Here is a 19,403-nt window from a genome sequence, read left to right as displayed (position 1 = left end):
TTTAGCGGCGCACTACGCCCGGTAGCACGCAGAGCATCTCGAACAGCAGGTTGGCACCGAGCAGCGAGGTGTTGCCGGTGGTGTCGTAAGGCGGGGAGACTTCGACGAGGTCACAGCCGATCAGGTCCAGGCCGTGGCAGCCGCGAATGATCTCCATCGCCTGGATGGTGGTCAAGCCGCCGATTTCCGGGGTGCCGGTACCGGGAGCCCAGGCCGGGTCGATGCCATCGATGTCGAACGACAGGTACACCGGGCCACCGCCGACCTTTTCGCGCACTTCGGCCATCAGCGGTTCCAGCGACTTGTGCCAGCACTCTTCGGCCTGGACTACACGGAAGCCCTGACGGCGGCTCCAGTTGAAGTCATCGGCGGTGTAGCCCTGGGCGCGCAGGCCGATCTGCACCACGCGCTCGCAATCGAGCAGGCCTTCTTCCACGGCGCGGCGGAAGGTGGTGCCGTGTGCGATCTTCTCGCCGAACATGTGATCGTTGACGTCGGCGTGGGCATCGATGTGCACCAGGCCGATCTTGCCGTGCTTCTTGTGCAGCGCGCGCAGGATCGGCAGGGTGATGGTGTGGTCGCCACCCAGGGTCAGCGGGATGATGTTGTGCTCGAGGATCTCGTCATACGCTTCTTCGATGATGCGCACGGCGTCCAGCAGGTTGAAGGTGTTGATCGCCACGTCACCGATGTCGGCCACCGACAGCGAGTCGAACGGTGCGGCTCCCGTGGCCATGTTGTACGGGCGGATCATCACCGATTCGGCGCGGATCTGACGCGGGCCGAAACGGGTGCCGGAGCGCAGCGAAGTACCGATGTCCAGTGGCACGCCAATGAAGGCAGCGTCCAGGCCTTGGGCACTTTGCAGGTGGGGGAGACGGAGCATGGTGGCGATGCCGCCGAAACGCGGCATTTCGTTGCCGCCCAGTGGTTGGTGGAGGATCTTGTCCACGGTGGGCCTCATCAGTCGGTCGATTGTTCTGTTTGTTCGAACCTGTGCCGCCGCGCGCCTTCCAGGTGTGGTCTTGCCGGCGGGCAGGGACATTTCGGCCAAGTCTGCTGAAGGTAGTGCCGGGGAAAAATCGCTACCGGCAAATACTTAGTTCAGGAATTTCTGAACTAAAGGCGGCAGAGCGGTTAGACTGCGCGCTAATACCCTCTGCGGAACCGTTGCACCATGGCCTCGACCTTGCCCGACCTGAAACTGCTGCGCATCTTCGTCAGCGTGGTGCGCCACCAGGGCTTTGCCAATGCCCAGCGCGAGCTGAACCTGTCGACCTCGGCCATCAGCACCTACATGAGCCAGCTGGAAGGTGCCCTGGGGATCGTGCTGTGCCATCGTGGCCGTGGCGGCTTCAGCCTGACCAGCAAGGGTGAGCTGTTCCACCAGGAAACCCTGCGCCTGCTGGCCGAGCTGGACGGCTTCGAACAGTACGCCGCCGCCCTCAAGGGCGAGTTGCGTGGCACCCTCAACCTGGGGGTGATCGACTCCACGGTCGGTGACAGGGCCTTGCCGCTGGCCGAAGCCATCGGCGCCTACAGCCAGGAACACCCGGCGGTACACCTGCACTTGTCGGTATCCAGCCCTTACGAGCTGCAACTGGGCGTGCAGGACAACCGTCTGGACCTGGCGATCGGGGCGTTCTCCTCGCGCATGAGCGGGCTGCTCTACCAGCCGCTGTACCGTGAGCAGCACTGGCTGTACTGCAGCAGCCGCCACCCGTTGTATGCCGAACGGCGCATCCCCGAGCAGGTGGTGACCCAGCAGCGCATGGTCGGGCGTGGCTACTGGAGCCAGGCCGAACTGGCCCGGCATGGCTTCAAGCACAGCGCGGCGACGGTGGAGAGCATGGAGGCGCAGTTGATCCTGATTCTGTCCGGGGCCTACATCGGCTACCTGCCCGAGCACTATGCCCAGGCCTGGGTCGACAAGGGCGACTTGCGCGTGCTGTCGCCGTCGACCTTCGGCTACCAGGCACCGTTCTCGCTGATCATTCGCCGCGGGCGCAGCCGCGAGCCATTGATCCAGACCTTCCGCGACCTCCTCAAAAGCCAGCTCAACGTGGGCTGAAGCCCGGCATATGCTGTATTTCGTCGGCACCCGTTAAATTGTTGGTGCTGTCGACCGACAACATAATGGCGTCCTGCTATATATCAAATTTGCGTGTGCTGCTGTCTACCTCCCTTTCATCCTGCAAGGATTGCCCAAGATGCGCATGAATTTGCCCGTCACTGAGCACGAAAGAACCTTTCCCAACGATCAGCGCCTGATTTCCACCACTGACCTCAACAGCCGCATCACCTACTGCAATGACGCTTTCGTGGCGATCAGCGGGTTCACCTACGACGAGCTGGTCGGCCAACCCCACAACCTGGTGCGCCACCCGGACATGCCGCCGGCGGTGTTCGGCCACATGTGGGAAACCATCAAGCAAGGCAAACCATGGATGGGGGTCGTCAAGAATCGGGCGAAGAACGGTGATTACTACTGGGTCAGCGCCTACGTCACGGCCATCTACGAGCAGGGCCGCATCAGTGGCTACGAGTCGGTGCGCTCGGTGCCCACTCGCGAGCAGATCCGTCGCGCCGAGGCGTTGTATGCGCGCCTGCGGGCCGGCCGCACACCGGTGCCGTGGGCGGCCCGCCTGCTGCAGGGCCTGGGCCACGGTTGGCCATTGATAGGTGCGGGGCTGCTGTCGGCGGCGGGCTACCTGTGGCTACCGCCCTACGCGGCGCTCGGGGTGCTCATGGCCAGCCTGCTGCTGGCCTGGTATCTGGTCGAGCACCGGCAGAACCAGGCGGTCCGCCGCACGCTGGCCGAGCATCCCAAGGCCTTCACCAGCCCGCTGGTGGCACTGACCTACAGTGATAACCCAGGCCTGCAAGGCCAGCTGGATCTTGCCATCATCAGTGAAGAAGCACGCCTGCAAACGGCCTTGACCCGCCTGGTGGATGCCGGCGTCGGAGTGAAATCGCGGGCCGCGCAGTCGTCCGACCTGTCCGATGCCCAGGCACAAATGCTCGACCGCCAGCGCAACGAGACCGACCAGTCCGCCGCCGCCATCGCGCAGATGGCGGCGACCATCCAGCAGGTTACCCACAACGTGCAGAGCACGGCGCACGCAGCGGGCGATGCCGACCAGCTGGCGCAACAGGGCAGCGAGCTGGCGATGCAGAGCCTGCAAGCCATGGGCAGCATGAGCAATGCGGTCAACGACATCGGCCAGGCGGTCAATGCCCTGGCCGAGCAGACCCAGTCGATCGGCAGCGTGGTCGATGTGATTACCTCGATCGCCGAGCAGACCAACCTGCTGGCGCTCAACGCAGCCATCGAGGCGGCGCGTGCCGGCGAACAGGGGCGCGGGTTTGCCGTGGTGGCCGACGAGGTGCGTTCGCTGGCCCAGCGCACCCGTGCCTCGACCGAGGAGATCCACCAGATCATCGCCTCGTTGCGCGCCGGGGCAGAGCGCGCGGTCAGCACTGCCAGCCGCGGCGAGCAGATCTCGCGGGACAGCGTGCACAGCGTCGAGGCGGTGCAGGCAGCGTTGAGCGGGATTGCCCAAGCGGTCAGCCGCATCACCGGCATGAGCCAGCAGATGGCGACGGCGTCGGAGCAGCAGAGCCATGTGGCCGAGGACATCAACCAGCAGATCGTGCGCATAGCCCACCTGTGCGACCAGAGTGCCGGGCAGGCCAGGCAGGGCGCGGAAATCAGCCAGGACCTGGAGCGCATGGCGGAATACCTGCATAGCCTGGCAGAGCGGTTCAACCGTTGAGATCGCCGGGGCCGCTTTGCGGCCCTTTCGCCGGCAAGCCAGCTCCCACAGGTATTGCACAAGGCCCAGGTCTGTGGTGATCCTGTGGGAGCTGGCTTGCCGGCGAATGGCCCGCAAAGCGGGCCCCGGTTCTGTGGCAAACTGTTCCCGCCAAGGAGAACCCCATGCCCAGACCCCGCTGCGAGCGCTGCCAGCGCCCGCTCGACCATTGCCTCTGTTCACTGATCCCTGCGCTCGACAGCCGTACCCGCGTCATCCTGCTGCAGCACCCCAGTGAAACCGCCCATGCCCTGAATACCGCCCGCTTGGCCGCCCTTGGCCTGAACAACGCCGAGTTGCGGGTAGGCGAGGTGTTCGAGGACTTGAACGAATTGCTGGCGACTTCCGGTTACCGGCCGGCCCTGCTGTTCCCGGGCGGCGACGCCCAGGAGTTGGTTGCCTATGGCGAGACGGACGACAAACCCTTGCTGTTGATCGTGCCCGACGGCACCTGGCGCAAGGCGCGCAAGCTGTTGTACCTGAACCCGTTGCTGGAGGCGTTGCCGCGGGTGACGCTGGGGGCTGTCGCGCCTTCACGCTACCGCTTGCGCAAGGCGCCGGAGGCGGGGGCGTTGTCGACTATCGAGGCGGTGGTGGGAGCGCTGAACGCGTTGGAGCAGCCTGCCTGTTTCGATGCGCTGCTGGCACCGTTCGAGGCGTTGATCGAGGGGCAGATCAGGGCCATGGGTTTGGAGACGTTCCAGCGTAACCATGGTAGTGAGTGAGGGCAGGGGGCCGCAAAGCGGCCCCGGCTATCTCGAACCCGATCAACGCATATCAGGCAAACGCGCCTCGGTGCGTACTTCGGTGGTAGCCAGCGCTTCCGGCGGCAGCGAAATACGTTGCTTGGTCAACAGCTCGCCCATGGTCGCCAGCACGCGGTAGCGCGAGAACTCCTCGGTATAACGCACCTCGGTGTAGCGACGATCGGCGTTGTACAGCTCGTTTTCACTGTCCAGCACGTCAAGCAGGGTGCGCTGACCCAGGCCGAACTGGTCCTGATAGGCGGCACGCACGCGCTTGGTGGTCTCGGCGTATTCACGCGCAGTCGGCAGCTGCTTGCTGGCGTTGTTCATGGCGTTCCACGCCAGGCTCAGGTTTTCGGTCAGCTCACGCAGGGCGTTGTTGCGGATGTCCAGGGCCTGGTTGATCTTGTGCGCGTCGGACTGCAGGCGAGCCTTGTCGCTGCCACCGCGGAACAGGTTGTAGTTCATCTCCACGCCGGCTTGCCAGTCGTTATTGTTGTGGCCTTTCTCGCCACCGGTGTTGTTGTTGGCACCGGTAGCCAGAATGGCGTCGAAGCGTGGGTAGAAGGTCGACTTGGCCACTTCGTATTGCTGCTCGGCAGCATTGACGTCAGCCTGCGCAGACTTGATGTACGGGTTGTTCTGACGCATGCCGTCGCGGGCTTCATCGAGGGTGCCAGGCACCTCGCCCTTGATGGACTGCGGGCTTTCCAGCTCGTCCGGCATGCGGCCGACGACGCTGAAGAAGTTGGCCTCGGCATCGGCCAGGTCGACTTCGGCGGTGTCCAGGTTGTTTTCCGCCAGGGCGCGACGTGCGCGGGACTGGTCAAGGTCGGCGGTGCTGCCGACGCCGCGCTCGCTGCGCAAGCCGATCTGGTCGTTGACGCGCAGGTGGGCTTGCAGGTTGTTCCTGGCCAGGGTCACCAGTTCACGGCGCTTGAGCACTTCCAGGTACACCTCGACTGCACGCAGGGCGACATCCTGGGCAACGGCCTGGGTGTAGTAGGCGCGGGAGGTGGAGACCGCTTCGGTGCGGCCCACTTCATTCGAGGTGTTGAAGCCGTCGAAGATCATCTGCCGCAGGCGCAGCTCGGACTGGGTGTAGTTGAGGGTTTCCTTGTTGTGGTTGCCCTCGGCACGAGTCGTGGTGTTGTCAGAACGCTGGCGGCCATAGCCGGCAACCAGATCCACGGAAGGGTAGTAGCCACCACGCGCAAACTTCACATCTTCATCGGCAGACAGCTTGCTGTTGCGGTTGGAGCTGACCTGCGGGTGGTAGTCCACGGCGCTCTGGACAGCCTCTGTGATCGACATCGCCTGTACGTTGGCACTCGCCAGGGCCAACAATAATGCACTGGTGATGGGGTTCAAAACGCGCATGGTACATCTCCCTGATCTTGGAATTGATCCTGCTAATCGCCAAAAAAATGACGATAAAGTTATTTCATATAGTGTTGCAGGTTTTTAATAACACAGCTAAGTACATTCAACGCGATAGACAAGAAGATTTATTCATAAAAAATTACCATAACATAAATAAATCATCTAACAGGCTCGCAGATGAACACTGGAAATGGCGGCGAAAAACTCCATTAAGGCCAATGAATACAGGGCTTTAACCGAGTTCCAGAATCATTTCGGCTAAGGGAAGCACGAATTAGGCGAAAGTGATATTTGGCGACAAAATATTGTCACTTTGGCTTGTGCAGGGTTTTCTGTCTGAGGATATACAGGCTTACCAGGACGGCACTGGACAACATGAAGATACGTGCCCAGAACAGGGGCACCAGATAGCACGACAGACCGATGCTGGCCCACATCAGGCCGATGGCGTAGACCTTGCCCTTGAGGGGGATGCCTTCACCACTGAGGTAGTCACGGATCCATGGCCCGAGCTTGGGGTGATGGACCAGCCAGTGGTGAAAGCGCGGCGAGCTGCGGGCAAAGCAGGCAGCCGCCAATAGCAGGAACGGGGTGGTGGGCAATACCGGCAGGAATATCCCCAACACCCCCAACGCGACGCTGAGCCAGCCGGTGGCCAGCAGCAGGTAGCGCACAGGCGACTTAGTGGTGACGTGGCTTGAGCAGTGCCGGCTTTTCGTCAGGGGCATGCAGCAGCAGGAACAGCGCTGTCAGTGCTTCGGGGATCTGTACGATCATGTCGTCCTGCAGGTTAGCGTTGCTGGCGATGTCGGCGAACTCCGGCTGTTCGTCGAACAGGCCCGAGCCGACCATGATTGGCAGCAGCATCTCGCTGACTTCTTCCTCGGCGTTCTCGAACCAGGCCTCTTCACGCAGGAATACGCCTTCCATGAAGCCGATGCACCAGCCGCGCAGGTCGGAATCGTCTGGCTCTTCGGTCAGGTCGAGGTCGCACGGCAGCTCGAATTCGTCGTCGCTGGCCAGCTGGCGGGCGATGTGCGCTTTCAGCGCCACCAGGGTGGCCTCGATCTCGGTGCGCTGAGCGTCGCTGGCGTAGTGCGGCTCTTCGGCGAACAGGGCGTCGATCCATTCGCGCTCGGGCACTTCCTCGGCATTGATCGACAGGGCGGTGAGGTAGCCGTGGGCGGCGACATAGTCCAGCGCTTCTTCGTGCAGCTCGTCGGCGTCGAGGAAGGCTTGCAGGCGGGTCAGTTGCTCGGCGAAGGACATTACAGGGCTACCTTGGGGAATAAACGATAACGAATTCTAGCACCTTGCGACGGCAGCGGGGTAAAGGGAACGTCTATCGCCGTGGTGCCCTGCGCGGGGCGGTGCTGCGGTATACTCCGCGATTTTTCATCCAGGGGCAGGATTTGCCGGCCGCCTGGCAAAAACCGCTTACGCATTTGGCGTGTGCGGGGCGGGTTTTTCGTCCAGCCTGTATCCGGGATGGTACGGCGATTTGTGGAGTTGCACATGCTCGAACAGGCTCAGCGCGTTCTCAAGGACGTCTTTGGCTACGACAGTTTCCGCGGGCGCCAGGCAGCGATCATCGACTGCGTGGCCAATGGCGGTGATGCCCTGGTGCTGATGCCCACCGGCGGCGGCAAGTCGTTGTGTTTCCAGGTACCGGGGCTGCTGCGTCCGGGCCTGACAGTGGTGGTCTCGCCGCTGATCGCGCTGATGGATGACCAGGTCGCCACGCTCGACGAACTGGGTGTGCCGGCCGCCGCGCTGAACTCCACGCTGACCCCGGAGCAGCAGCGTGACCTGGCCGGGCGCCTGCGCCGTGGCGAAGTGAAGATGCTGTACCTGGCGCCGGAACGCCTGGTGCAGCCGCGCATGCTCGACTTCCTGCGCGACCTGGATATCTCGCTGTTCGCCATCGACGAGGCCCACTGCGTGTCGCAATGGGGCCACGATTTCCGCCCCGAATACCTGCAACTGGGCCAGTTGGCCGAGCTGTTCCCGCATGTGCCGCGCATAGCGCTGACCGCCACCGCCGACATGCGCACCCGTGAAGAGATCGTCCAGCGCCTGCACCTGCAAGGCGCCGAACGCTTCCTGTCGAGTTTCGACCGGCCCAACATCTTCTACCGCATCGTGCCCAAGGAGGCGCCGCGCAAGCAGCTGATGGCTTTCCTCGGCGAGCGCCGCGGCAACGCCGGTATCGTTTATTGCCTGTCACGCAAGAAGGTCGACGAAACCGCTGCCTTCCTCTGTGACCAGGGCTTCCCGGCGCTGCCGTATCATGCCGGCCTGGCAGCCGAGACGCGCGCGGCCAACCAGCACCGTTTCCTCAACGAGGAAGGGCTGATCATGGTCGCCACCATTGCCTTCGGCATGGGCATCGACAAGCCGAACGTGCGTTTTGTTGCCCACCTTGACCTGCCCAAGTCGCTCGAGGCGTACTACCAGGAGACCGGCCGTGCCGGCCGTGACGGGCTGCCGTCCGATGCCTGGATGGCCTACGGGCTGCAGGACATGGTCATGCTCAAGCAGATGCTGCAGAACTCCGAAGGTGACGAGCGCCACAAGCGCATCGAGCAGCACAAGCTCGACGCCATGCTGGCCCTGTGCGAAGAAACCCGCTGCCGCCGCCAGTCACTGCTGGCCTATTTCGACGAAACCCTCGAGCAACCGTGCGGGCACTGTGACAACTGTGTCGACCAGGTGCAGACCTGGGATGCCACCGAGCCTGCCCGTCAGGCGCTGTCGGCGGTGTTCCGCACCGGCCAGCGCTACGGCGTCGGGCACCTGGTCGACGTGCTGCTGGGCAAGGACACCGAAAAGGTGCGCAATTTCGGCCACGAAAAACTCTCGGTTTTTGGCGTCGGCAAGGGGCTGGCCGAGGTCGAGTGGCGTTCGCTGTTCCGTCAGCTGGTGGCGCGCGGCCTGGTCGATATCGACCTGGAAGGCTACGGTGGCCTGCGCCTGTCCGACAGCTGCCGGCCGCTGCTGCGGGGCGAGGTGACCTTGCAGCTGCGCCGTGACCTCAAGCCGCAGACCACCGCCAGGACCTCGTCGTCCAGTGGCGGCAGCCCGGCCAGCCAGCTGGTGCGTGCCGAAGAGCGCGAGCTGTGGGAAGCACTGCGTACCCTGCGGCGCAAGCTGGCCGAGGAGCACAGCGTGCCGCCCTATGTCATCTTCCCCGACTCGACGCTGCTGGAGATGCTGCGTAGCCAGCCGGTCAGCCTCAGCGACATGGCCCAGGTCAGCGGCGTGGGCGCGCGCAAGCTGGAGCGTTATGGCCAGGCCTTCCTCGAGGTGCTGAACAATAGCGGTGGCACTGACGAAGCACCGAAAGTAGTGCTCGACCTGCGCCACGAACTGGTCAGCCTGGCACGCGCCGGCATGACCCCGGCGCAGATCGCCGGCCAGCTCAACTGCAGCGAGAAGAACGTCTACAGCCTGCTGGCCGAGGCGCTGGGGCGCCAGGAACTGAGCCTGGAACAGGCCCTGGACCTCCCGCAAGACCTGTTGATGGAAGTGCAGGATGCCTTCCTCGATGGCGAGGGCGAGCTGCCACCGGTGTCTGCGATTGCGCCGCTGTTCGGGGGACGGGTGCCGGAGGGCGTGCTGTACTGCGTGCGGGCTGCGCTGGCGGCCGAGTTCGAGCTGTAAGTGGTGACAGGATCGGAGGCAGAACTGCCATCTGCTGACCTTTGTCATGTTTTTTGACGATTATCGAACATTCCAGAGTGCCCGAGCCTTGCCTCGTGGGACGGGCCATGGTTAGCTGCCTAATAATTAGATCTATTCAATGAGTTGCTTATGCCCCTGACCGACAACCAACACCGCTTCGGCATGCAGCTGGCCCAGATGTCCCGGGGTTGGCGTGCCGAGCTGGACCGCCGCCTGGCCGGGCTCAACCTTTCACAGGCGCGCTGGCTGGTGTTGCTGCACCTGGCCCGTTTCGAAGAGGCCCCGACCCAGCGTGAGCTGGCCCAGAGCGTGGGCGTCGAAGGTCCAACCCTGGCACGCCTGCTCGATAGCCTGGAAGCGCAGGGGCTGGTACGCCGGCAGGCGGTGCTGGAGGACCGGCGGGCGAAGAAGATAGTGCTGTGCCCGCCGGCCAAGCCGCTGATCGACCAGATCGAGACCATTGCCAATCAACTGCGGGTAGAGCTGTTCACCGGGGTGGATGAGGCGGAGCTGCAGGTGTGCATGCGGGTGCATGCCAAGATTCTGGCCAACCTGGAGAAATCCTGAGGGGGGCTGGGGCCGCTTTGCGGCTTGTGGGAGCGGGTTTACCCGCGAAGAATGCAACGCGGTGTATGGCACCGGCTTTGCCGGTGTTCGCGGCTAAAGCCGCTCCCACAATGTGTCCGGCACCTAGAAGGTATGCCCAAGGTTCAGGTACACCGCCTGCTCATGCGCACTGTTGGCACCATAAGTGAAGTTCAAGGGCCCCAGCGGCGTCTCCAGTCCCAGGAAGATGCTCGCTGCATTGATGTACCCACTGTCGAACTCGTTGTCGTTGTTCCACGCCCGCCCTCGCTCCAGCGACCCGCCGATGTACAGCGGGAAGTCCAGCGGTACGTAGGCCCGTGGCGTCAGGCGGCGGTAGTAGACCATGCGCATCAGGCTCACGTTCTGCCCTGACACCGAGTCCTGGCGGAAGCCTGACAGCTCCCGCGCGCCACCCAGCACGAAGCTCGACGTCACCACCTCGGTATCATCCAGCGTGCGCCCGTAGCGCCCGCCCAGCACGAAGGTGTTCGGCCCGCTGCTGATGGCCTTGTCCAGGTTGAACATCCACTGCCGGTAATCCTGGTCGGAATCCAGCGACTGGTCATACTTGCGCAAGGTCAGGCCGATGTCCTCGCCGCTGTGCGGGAAGTACACGTTGTCCAGGGTGTCGAACGAGTACTTCAGCTCGTAGAAACCTTCGTTGAAACTGACCTTGGGCAGGTCCTGGTCGCCGATGCGCACCTCGGCCTCTCCCCAGGCCTTGCCCACGCCCAGGCGCACTTCACCGTTGGTACCGATCTGCCGCCCCACGTTAAGGCCAAAGCCGTAACGCTCCAGGCGGTACTCGGCCACCGGGTCGTTGTCCAGGGTGGCTTCGATGTTCTGCGAGCTGAAGTCCAGGTACGGTGCGATGAAGTAGCGCGAGCCCACGTCCAGCGGCTGGTAGAACTCGCTGTACAACTCCTGCTGGTCGCCGATCTGGCCACGGGTCAGCCATTCGGCGCCGAGGCTGTTGATGCCGTTTACCCGGTAGCTGGCGCCCAGATTGAAGGCGCTGTCGCCGCGCAGGTCGTCCGACAGGTTCAGGCCCAGGCGCAGGTAGTCGGTGCCACCGCGTCGGCCCCGAGCGTTGATCACCAAGGTGTTGTCGTCGCCCTTGTGTACCACGCGGTACTGCACCCGGTCGAAGTAGTCCAGGCCGTACAGCGTGCCCATGTCAGTCTGCAGGCGACCTAGCTCCAGCGGCGCACCGATCGGCTGGCGGATGTACGAGCGGATGACCTCGTCGCTGACCTTGGAGTCGTTCTCGATCCTGATCGCGGTGATCGTCGGCGTGCGTTGGCGCGGCGAGCGGGCCACGGCCAGGCTGCTGTCACCTTCGGGCTGGCGCAGGGCGACAAGGCGCGGGTCGAGCAGGCGGGTGGCGCGGTAGCCGGCCTCGATCATTTCCCTGGCGCGGCCAAAGTCGGTGACGCCAAAGGCGGTCAGCGGTGGCTGGATGAGAATGTCGTCACGGTGCAGGCTGGCCAGTTGTTCTTCCGAGTTGCGCCGGGTCATCAGGGTGATCGACTGGTTGAGCACGTCGACTACCGTGGCCAGCTGCTTGCGGTCACGCAGCGGCGTGCCGATGTCGACCACGATGGCCAGGTCCACACCCATTTCGCGGGCGACGTCGACCGGGATGTTGTCGACCATGCCGCCGTCCACCAGCAGCCGGCCGTCCAGCTCGACCGGGGCGAACACCGCCGGGATCGACATGCTGGCGCGGATCACCTGGGGCAGGTGGCCACGGCGAAACACCACCTTTTCGCCACTGGCAATGTCGGTGGCCACTGCGCGGAAGGGGATTGGCAGCTTGTCGAAGTCACGGGTGTCGGCGGTGTGCGCCAGCTTGCTTTCCAGCAGCAGTGCCAGGTTCTGGCCCTGGATCACCCCCAGCGGCAGGCCCAGGCTGCCGTCGTCGCGAAAGCTGAGCTTCTGTTTGACCAGAAAGTCGCGGTCATCCTGCTTGCGCCGGAACGGCACGTCCTTGCGCGGCGGGGCATCGGACAACGCCTGTTGCCAGTCGAGGGTGGTGGCAAGCTTTTCCAGCTCTTCGACGCTGTAGCCAGAGGCATACAGGCCGCCTATCACCGCCCCCATGCTGGTGCCTGCGATAGCGTCGATGCGTACCCCCTGTTCCTCCAGGGCCTTGAGCACACCGATATGGGCCAGGCCGCGGGCCGCGCCCCCCGACAGCACCAGTCCAACCTTGGGCCTGGCCGGTTCGGCGGCGAATGCTGTGAAGGAGGAGAGGGTGAGCAGGAAACAGAACAGCAAACGGCGCATCGTGAGTCTCAAACCGTGGGCTAAAGACCGCTAGTATAAGCGGCCCCTCATCTGGAGATGCCTCACCATGGCCGACAGCAAACCGGAAATTGTCATCACGTATTGCACCCAGTGCCAATGGCTGCTGAGGGCCGCCTGGCTGGCCCAGGAACTGCTCAGCACCTTTGCCGACGACCTCGGCCGAGTGGCCCTGGAGCCTGGCACCGGCGGTATCTTCCGCATTACCTGCAATGGCGTGCAGATCTGGGAGCGCAAAGCCGACGGTGGCTTCCCCGAAGCCAAGGTGCTGAAGCAGCGGGTGCGCGACCAGATCGACCCGCAGCGTGACCTGGGTCACAACGACCGCTGAGTCAGGCGCTTTCGGCCAGTGGCCGCTGCCTGGGCGGTTGTTCGGCGGCCAGGCGGCTGGAAAGCACGATGGCGAAGATGATCAGTGCACCGCCCAGCAGCATGCGCAGGGTGGGGGTTTCGGCGAACACCACCCAGGCCACGGCGATGCCGTAGACCGGTTCCATGCCGAACACCACGGCGGCGGTGCGCGCCTTGATCACCGACAGGCTGGCGACGAACAGGCTGTGCGCCACGCCGGTGCAGAAGATGCCGAGCAGGGCGATCCACAGCCAGTCCATGGTGGCTACGCCGGCCAGGTCCGGCACCGCGAACGGCAGCAGGCACAGGCCCACCACCAGGTTCTGCCACAGCGCCGCCTGCACTGCAGGCAGGCGGCCGGAGCCGGCGCGGTTGGTGAGTGACAGCAGGGAGAACAGCAGCCCCGACAGCAATGACCAGAGCAGGCCACCGGTGGCTTCACTCGCCAGGTCGAATGCCGGCGTGACCAGTACCAGGCCGATGCTGACCAGCAGTACCAGCAAAGCCTCATTGCGGCGGATGCGTTCGCGGAACAGCAGGCCCTCGAGGATCACGGTAAAGGCCGGGAAGCTGGCGAAGCCGAGGGTGGCGATGGCCACACCGGCAACCTTTACCGCGATGAAGAAGCTGACCCAGTGGCCGGCCAGCAGCACGCCACCGAGCAGCAGGCGGCGGGCGTCCTGGCCGCTCAGGCGTTGCCAGCCCGGGCCGGCCAGGCTGGCGAACAGGGCCAGGGCGAGCACGGCGAAGGCGGCGCGGCCGAAGACGATGATCACCGGGCTGGCGCTGGCGGCCAGTTTGCCGAAGACGCCGGTGAGGCCGAAGAACAGCGCGCCGATGTGCAGGGCGCCGAGGGCGGTGCGGTGGTTCATGGGTGGTCCTTGCTCAAGATCTCTACTGGCTGTGTCGGCCTCTTCGCGGGTAAACCCGCTCCCACAGCTACTGCACCGCTTTCGAAGCCTGCGCAGTACCTGTGGGAGCGGGTTTACCCGCGAAAGGGCCGGCACAGGCCAAGTGTATAGGCTCAGGAGAATGCATTCTGTCGCAAGGCTAGTGTGGTTTGTCGCCAGACTCTCGCCGCAAAGCCAACGGCGTACACCCGAACGCCCGCAACATCGCCGCCGAAAACGCACTCTGCGAGCTGTACCCCACCTGCGCCGCAATCTCTCCCATCGGTAGCAAGGTCTGCATCACCAGCCGTCGCGCCTTGAGCAAGCGCCGCTGGCGAATGTAGTCCATCGGCGTCATCCCGCATTCCGCAGTAAAGCGCGCATGCAGGCGGGCACTGGACAACCCGGCGATGCGCGCCAGGTCAGCCACTTGCAGCGGGTAGGCGGCATGCCGCTCGATATGTGCATCGAAGGCGGCATAGGGCAGGCGCTGGCTGGTTGTGACGCTGGCGGCCGCCGTGGGGTTGAGGCTGGCCAGCAGCAGCGCTGCCCCTTGTCGGGCAATCAGCGGGTCGTGCATGGGGCTGGTCGCCAGCCAGTCCACCAACTGTTGCTGGCGCTCATCCAGGCCCAGTGCGGCGGGGCGGTCGAGCAGGCGGCGGCTGGCATCTGCATGTTCGCCCAGTTGCTCGCGCAACCAATGGTCCCCTGGTACATCCAGCACCAGGCAATCGCTGCCGCCATCGCTGGCGCAGGTGTGATGGGCGCCCGCCGGTACCACGATCAACCCCTGTCGATCGATCCCTGCGCCATGCCCCTGCACCTCGAAGTCCAGGCGACCGCGCAGGCCGAACACCAGTTGTGGGTGTTCGTGGCTGTGGGCGATCAGGCTGTCGCGGTAATGGCGCAGCGAGAGGATCGGGCCGGCGGTCATGGGGAGAGGCGTCCTCGCAGGGCAGAGGCGCATTGTGCCTCATTCCCCGCGGTCCATCACTCGTAACGGTTTTGCCACCGATCTGTCATCCGCGCCTGCCAGTCTCCAGCAAACTGCGCCGGAGCCTGCCCATGACCCATGCCGAACTGTCACGTCCCTCGCGCAAGCAACGCGTGCGTACTCTGTGGATTTCCGATGTGCATCTGGGCACCCGCGACTGCCAGGCCGAACACCTGTCGCAGTTCCTCAAGGGCTACCAGGCCGACCGTATCTACCTGGTGGGCGATATCATCGATGGCTGGAAGCTGCGCGGTGGTATCTACTGGCCTCAAGCCCACACCAACGTGATTCGCCGCCTGCTGACCATGAGCAAGCGTGGCACCGAAGTGATCTACGTCACCGGCAACCATGACGAATTCCTGCGCCGTTACTCCAGGCTGATCCTCGGCAACATCCAGCTGGTGGACGAGGCCGAGCACCTGACCGCCGATGGCCGCCGCCTGCTGGTGATCCATGGCGACCAGTTCGACGTGATTACCCGCTACCACCGCTGGCTGGCGTTCCTCGGTGACCGTGCCTACGAGTTCACCCTGGTGCTCAACCGCTGGCTCAACCACTGGCGTGCCCGCTATGGATACGGCTATTGGTCGCTGTCGGCGTACCTGAAGCACAAGGTCAAAGGCGCGGTGAACTTCATCAGCGACTTCGAAGATGCCATTGCCCACGAGTGCACCCGCCGCGGTTTTCATGGGGTGGTGTGCGGGCATATCCACCATGCCGAGATTCGCCAGGTGGGGGAGGTGGAGTACCTCAATTGCGGGGATTGGGTGGAGTCGTGCACGGCGCTGATCGAGCATTGGGATGGCACGATCGAGCTTTATCGGCTGGCGGAAGCACAGGCGCGAGAGGTGAAGGCAGCAGCGGCGTTGCGCGAACCGGCGTAGGGCTTGATAGCCCAGGGGCTGCAAAGCAGCCCCAAAAGATCTACAGGCTGATCTTGCCCAGAAGGATATCCCTGAACATCACGAAATCCCCGATCAGGCTGTACAGCGGATGGGTAAAGGTCGCAGGTCGGTTCCTTTCGAAAAAGAAATGCCCGACCCAGGCAAAGCCGTAGCCGAATACCGGCAAGGCCAGCAGCAGCAACCATTTGCCACTGCCGATGGTGTAGGCCAGCAGGGCAATCACCAGGCTGGTGCCGACGAAGTGCAGGCGGCGGCAGGTGGGGTTGCTGTGTTCCCCCAGGTAGTAAGGATAGAACTCGGCAAAACTGCGAAACTGCGCTGTGCGGTTCATGGCTGTGCTCCGGGATTAACACTTCTGGACAAGATGCACGGCGTGGAGCCTGATTCGAGTCTAGAGTGACTGGCGAAGCCTATCAGTGACAATAGGCGCCAATTGAATATCCTTGGGGTTCACCGCAGGAGCGGTCAGCATAAGAAGCCTGTCATGAGCGAAAGAACCACGTCAGCCAGCTGGGCATCAGGGATCGTGAAGGCACTCGAACTGGAAGGGCTGGACTGCCGGGCCATGTTCAAGCAGCTGGGGCTGGATTTCGCTGCCCTCGACGACCCCGACGCGCGCTTCCCCCAGGACTCCATGACCCGGCTGTGGCAACTGGCGGTAGAGCTGTCGGGCAACGAGGCCATAGGCCTGAACATGGCGCGGGTGGTGCGCCCGGCATCGTTCCATGTGGTGGGTTATGCGTTGATGTCCAGCCGCACCCTGGCCGAAGGCTTCGAGCGCCTGGTGCGTTACCAGCGCATCATTGCCGAAAGCTCCGACCTCAGCTTCGTCCTCGGCCCCGAGGGCTATTCGCTGATCCTGACCGTACACGGCGACCACCTGCCACCGACCCGGCACAGCGCCGAAGCATCGCTGGCCTGTGCGCTGGCGCTGTGCAGCTGGCTCAGCGGTCGGCCGGTGCAACCGCGCCGGGTGCTGGTACAGGGGCCGCAGCCAAAGAATATCGAACCCTACAAGGTGGCGTTCCATTCGCCGCTGGTGTTCGGTGCGCCGCACGATGCGTTGGTGTTCGAGCGCGCCGACATGGAGGCACCGCTGCCCACCGCCAATGAAGCCATGGCGATACTGCATGACCGTTTTGCCGGCGAATACCTGGCGCGTTTCTCGGAAAGCCGGGTCACCCACCGGGTGCGCCAGGTATTGTGCCGCATCCTGCCGCAGGGCGAGCCCAAGCGCGAAACCCTGGCCCAGGCCCTGCACCTGTCGCAGCGCACCTTGCAGCGGCGGCTGCAGGAGGAGGGCACCAGCTTCCAGACCTTGCTTGACGACACCCGCCGCGAACTGGCCGAACAGTACCTGGCGCAGCCGGGCATGACCCTGCTGGAAACCGCCTACCTGCTGGGTTTTGCCGACCCCAGCAATTTCTACCGTGCGTTTCGCCGCTGGTTCCATGTCACGCCCAGCGAGTACCGCGCCCGCCTGGGCGCCGAGCCCGAGGTGGTCAGTGGCGCCAGAACGCCGGCATGCACAACACTAGCACGGTGATGATTTCCAATCGGCCGAGCAACATGCCGCTGGCGAGAATCCACTTGGCAGCATCCGGCAGCGTGGCGTAGTTGCCCGATGGGCCGATCACTTCACCCAGGCCCGGCCCCACACCCGAAACCGTACCCGCAGCGCCGGTCAGGGCGGTCATCCAGTCCACACCAAGCAAAGACAGCAGCAGCGCCATGACGCAGATGGTGATGGCGAAGAAGAACGAGAAGGTCAGGATCGAGCGCACGATTTCTTCGTCGAGGCGGTGGCCGTTGTACTTCTGCTTGATCACCGCGCGTGGGTGGATCAGCTGATTGAGGCTGGCCTTGAGCAGGATGTAGGCGACCTGGAAGCGGAAGATCTTGATACCACCAGCCGTCGAGCCGGAGCAGCCGCCGACGAAGCCCAGGTAAAAGAACAGCATCAGCGAGAAGTTGCCCCACAGGCTGTAGTCACCCAGGGCGAAGCCGGTGGTGGTGACCACCGAGGTCACGTTCAGCGCCACGTGGCGCAGGGCGTCGAGCCAGTGCAGGTTGGTGGTGGCCCAGTACCAGGTGCCGAGCACCAGCCAGGTAACCACCAGCATGCCCAGCAAACCCTGCACCTGCTGGTCGCGGATCAGTGCCTTGCGGTTGCCGCGCAGGGTCGCCACGTAAAGGGTGAAGGGCAGGCTGCCGAGGATCATTACCACCACCGCGACCCAGTGCACGGCCGGGATATCCCACTTGGCAAGCGACTGGTCGGAGGTGGAAAACCCGCCAGTGGAAATCGCCGACATGGCGTGGTTGATCGCATCGAACGGGCTCATGCCGGCCCACCAGAAGCCCAGCGCGCCCAGGATCGAGAAGCCGACGTATACCCCCACGATCGACTTGGCGACCATGTGCGAGCGCGGCATTACCTTCTCCGAACGGTCGGACGATTCGGTCTGGAACAGGCGCATGCCACCGATGCGCAGCAGCGGCAGGATCGCTACCGCCATGCCGATGAAGCCGATGCCGCCGAGCCAGTGCAGCATCGACCGCCACATCAGGATGCCCGGTGACATGTTGTCCAGCCCGCTGAGCACCGTGGCGCCGGTGGCGGTGATGCCCGACATGCTTTCGAAGAAGGCGTCGGTGTAGCTGATGTGCTGGGTCAGCAGGAAAGGCAGGGCGGCGAACACGCACACCACCAGCCAGCTGCTGACGGTCAGCAGGTACATGTCGCGCGGGCGCAGGTGCACATGCTCGGGGCGACCCTGAAGCACCAGGGCCAGGCCGGCAATGAAGGTGATCAGGCTCGACCAGAGGAACGACGGCATGTCACGGGTGCGTTCGAAGATCACCAGGGTCGCCATGGGCACGGCCATGCTGACGGCGAGGGTAATCAGGAAGATGCCGATGATGAAACCAATGATCCTTAAGGTCGGCAACGCCATGTGATCTGCTCTGACTCTAAACGGAAGGGCGCCATTCTACCTATGGGTCTGGTGATGTAAACGCTAGAATGGCCGCACATTTACCTGCCAGGAGGGTAGCCGATGGAGGCTCTCGACGCATTGCTCAACCGTGTTTCCGTGCCACGCCTGACCGACCCGGCGCCCAATGCCGCCCAGCGCGAGGCGCTGTTCCAGGCCGCCCTGCGCGCCCCGGACCACGGCCAGCTGCGGCCGTGGCGCTTTCTCACCATCGAAGGCCAGGGCCGCGAGAAGCTGGGTGAGCTGTTCGCCGAAGCGCTGCAGCACAAGGGGGATGCCACCCAGGCAGCCCTGGACAAGGCCCGCGCCATGCCCCTGCGGGCGCCGTTGCTGATCGTGGTGATTGCCAAGCTGCAGGACCACTTCAAGGTGCCCAAGTCCGAACAGCGGCTGGCGGCGGGCTGTGCCGCGCACGGCATCCTGATTGCGGCGCATGCGCAAGGTATCGGTGCGGTATGGCGCACCGGGGACATGGCTTTCGATGCCCATGTGCACAAGGGCCTGGGGCTGGCCGCGAACGAGGAGCTGATCGGTTACCTGTATGTGGGTACGCCGCTGACCGAGCCGCGCACCGCGCCGATTCTGGAAACTGCTGATTTCGTCAGTGCCTGGGGCGAGTAACGCAGCCTTGAGCTGATTGCAGTATCAAGGCATCCGGCCCTTTCGCGGGTAAACCCGCTCCCACAGGTGTGGCGCAAGTTTCAGGCCTTGCACGGTTACCTGTGGGAGCGGGTTTACCCGCGA

The 19,403-nt window shown here is 63.9% G+C and carries 18 protein-coding genes; 9 read left to right on the top strand and 9 right to left on the bottom strand.

Annotation, left to right across the window (positions count from 1 at the left end):
- Position 1: 1 nt before the first annotated feature.
- Complete coding sequence (gene speB / locus QN085_RS18960) at positions 2-952, bottom strand: agmatinase (protein ID WP_013973693.1); 951 nt, start codon at positions 950-952, stop codon at positions 2-4.
- A 225-nt stretch (positions 953-1,177) separates the two neighbouring features.
- Here speB and QN085_RS18955 point away from each other — a divergent pair, with 225 nt between their 5' ends.
- The 3 genes from QN085_RS18955 to QN085_RS18945 all read left to right on the top strand — a co-directional run bounded on the left by QN085_RS18955 (position 1,178) and on the right by QN085_RS18945 (position 4,540).
- Complete coding sequence (locus QN085_RS18955) at positions 1,178-2,071, top strand: LysR family transcriptional regulator (protein ID WP_013973692.1); 894 nt, start codon at positions 1,178-1,180, stop codon at positions 2,069-2,071.
- Between the two features lie 139 nt (positions 2,072-2,210).
- Positions 2,211-3,776 (top strand): methyl-accepting chemotaxis protein, encoded by a 1,566-nt coding sequence (locus QN085_RS18950; RefSeq protein ID WP_041505664.1) that lies wholly within the window; start codon positions 2,211-2,213, stop codon positions 3,774-3,776.
- A gap of 164 nt (positions 3,777-3,940) precedes the next feature.
- Positions 3,941-4,540, top strand: coding sequence for a tRNA-uridine aminocarboxypropyltransferase (locus QN085_RS18945; protein ID WP_013973690.1), 600 nt, complete (start codon positions 3,941-3,943; stop codon positions 4,538-4,540).
- Between the two features lie 42 nt (positions 4,541-4,582).
- On the opposite strand, the gene QN085_RS18940 is transcribed toward QN085_RS18945, so the two are convergent.
- The 3 genes from QN085_RS18940 to QN085_RS18930 all read right to left on the bottom strand — a co-directional run bounded on the left by QN085_RS18940 (position 4,583) and on the right by QN085_RS18930 (position 7,213).
- On the bottom strand, positions 4,583-5,941 hold the full coding sequence (locus QN085_RS18940; RefSeq protein WP_023662315.1) for a TolC family outer membrane protein: 1,359 nt from the start codon (positions 5,939-5,941) through the stop codon (positions 4,583-4,585).
- A 311-nt stretch (positions 5,942-6,252) separates the two neighbouring features.
- Positions 6,253-6,672, bottom strand: a complete 420-nt coding sequence (locus QN085_RS18935; protein ID WP_162097110.1) for a YbaN family protein — start codon at positions 6,670-6,672, stop codon at positions 6,253-6,255.
- Positions 6,626-7,213, bottom strand: a complete 588-nt coding sequence (locus tag QN085_RS18930) for a YecA/YgfB family protein (protein ID WP_013973687.1) — start codon at positions 7,211-7,213, stop codon at positions 6,626-6,628. Before QN085_RS18930 ends, QN085_RS18935 begins: the two co-directional genes overlap by 47 nt.
- Positions 7,214-7,459: 246 nt before the next feature.
- Between QN085_RS18930 and recQ the strand changes: the two genes are divergently transcribed.
- Together recQ and QN085_RS18920 are read left to right on the top strand one after the other, a co-directional pair.
- On the top strand, positions 7,460-9,607 hold the full coding sequence (gene recQ / locus QN085_RS18925; protein ID WP_023662314.1) for a DNA helicase RecQ: 2,148 nt from the start codon (positions 7,460-7,462) through the stop codon (positions 9,605-9,607).
- 150 nt (positions 9,608-9,757) lie between these two features.
- Positions 9,758-10,195 (top strand): MarR family transcriptional regulator, encoded by a 438-nt coding sequence (locus QN085_RS18920; protein ID WP_013973685.1) that lies wholly within the window; start codon positions 9,758-9,760, stop codon positions 10,193-10,195.
- A 123-nt stretch (positions 10,196-10,318) separates the two neighbouring features.
- Here QN085_RS18920 and QN085_RS18915 read toward each other — a convergent pair whose 3' ends face one another.
- Positions 10,319-12,505, bottom strand: coding sequence for a patatin-like phospholipase family protein (locus QN085_RS18915; protein ID WP_013973684.1), 2,187 nt, complete (start codon positions 12,503-12,505; stop codon positions 10,319-10,321).
- A gap of 67 nt (positions 12,506-12,572) precedes the next feature.
- On the opposite strand from QN085_RS18915, the gene QN085_RS18910 reads away from it, so the two are divergent.
- Complete coding sequence (locus tag QN085_RS18910) at positions 12,573-12,854, top strand: Rdx family protein (protein WP_003259082.1); 282 nt, start codon at positions 12,573-12,575, stop codon at positions 12,852-12,854.
- A gap of 1 nt (position 12,855) precedes the next feature.
- Here the strand turns inward: QN085_RS18910 and QN085_RS18905 are convergent, their stop codons facing one another.
- Positions 12,856-13,746 (bottom strand): DMT family transporter, encoded by an 891-nt coding sequence (locus tag QN085_RS18905; protein WP_013973683.1) that lies wholly within the window; start codon positions 13,744-13,746, stop codon positions 12,856-12,858.
- A gap of 178 nt (positions 13,747-13,924) precedes the next feature.
- On the bottom strand, positions 13,925-14,698 hold the full coding sequence (locus QN085_RS18900) for a helix-turn-helix transcriptional regulator (protein WP_013973681.1): 774 nt from the start codon (positions 14,696-14,698) through the stop codon (positions 13,925-13,927).
- A gap of 131 nt (positions 14,699-14,829) precedes the next feature.
- On the opposite strand from QN085_RS18900, the gene QN085_RS18895 reads away from it, so the two are divergent.
- A complete protein-coding gene (locus QN085_RS18895; RefSeq protein ID WP_013973680.1) occupies positions 14,830-15,642 on the top strand; it encodes a UDP-2,3-diacylglucosamine diphosphatase in 813 nt (270 codons plus the stop codon).
- 40 nt (positions 15,643-15,682) lie between these two features.
- On the opposite strand, the gene QN085_RS18890 is transcribed toward QN085_RS18895, so the two are convergent.
- On the bottom strand, positions 15,683-15,994 hold the full coding sequence (locus tag QN085_RS18890; RefSeq protein WP_013973679.1) for an Mpo1-like protein: 312 nt from the start codon (positions 15,992-15,994) through the stop codon (positions 15,683-15,685).
- A 153-nt stretch (positions 15,995-16,147) separates the two neighbouring features.
- Between QN085_RS18890 and QN085_RS18885 the strand changes: the two genes are divergently transcribed.
- Positions 16,148-17,209, top strand: a complete 1,062-nt coding sequence (locus QN085_RS18885; protein WP_023662138.1) for an AraC family transcriptional regulator — start codon at positions 16,148-16,150, stop codon at positions 17,207-17,209.
- Here the strand turns inward: QN085_RS18885 and QN085_RS18880 are convergent.
- On the bottom strand, positions 17,166-18,620 hold the full coding sequence (locus tag QN085_RS18880) for a TrkH family potassium uptake protein (protein ID WP_013973677.1): 1,455 nt from the start codon (positions 18,618-18,620) through the stop codon (positions 17,166-17,168). The two genes, QN085_RS18885 and QN085_RS18880, sit on opposite strands and share 44 nt — an antisense overlap.
- A 102-nt stretch (positions 18,621-18,722) precedes the next feature.
- On the opposite strand from QN085_RS18880, the gene QN085_RS18875 reads away from it, so the two are divergent.
- Complete coding sequence (locus tag QN085_RS18875; protein ID WP_013973676.1) at positions 18,723-19,280, top strand: nitroreductase family protein; 558 nt, start codon at positions 18,723-18,725, stop codon at positions 19,278-19,280.
- Positions 19,281-19,403 lie beyond the last annotated feature (123 nt).

Origin of the sequence: Pseudomonas sp. M2(2023) (assembly GCF_030263955.1) — a bacterium.
Taxonomy (GTDB): domain Bacteria; phylum Pseudomonadota; class Gammaproteobacteria; order Pseudomonadales; family Pseudomonadaceae; genus Aquipseudomonas; species Aquipseudomonas asiatica.
This window is presented reverse-complemented; position numbering and strand designations above follow the sequence as displayed.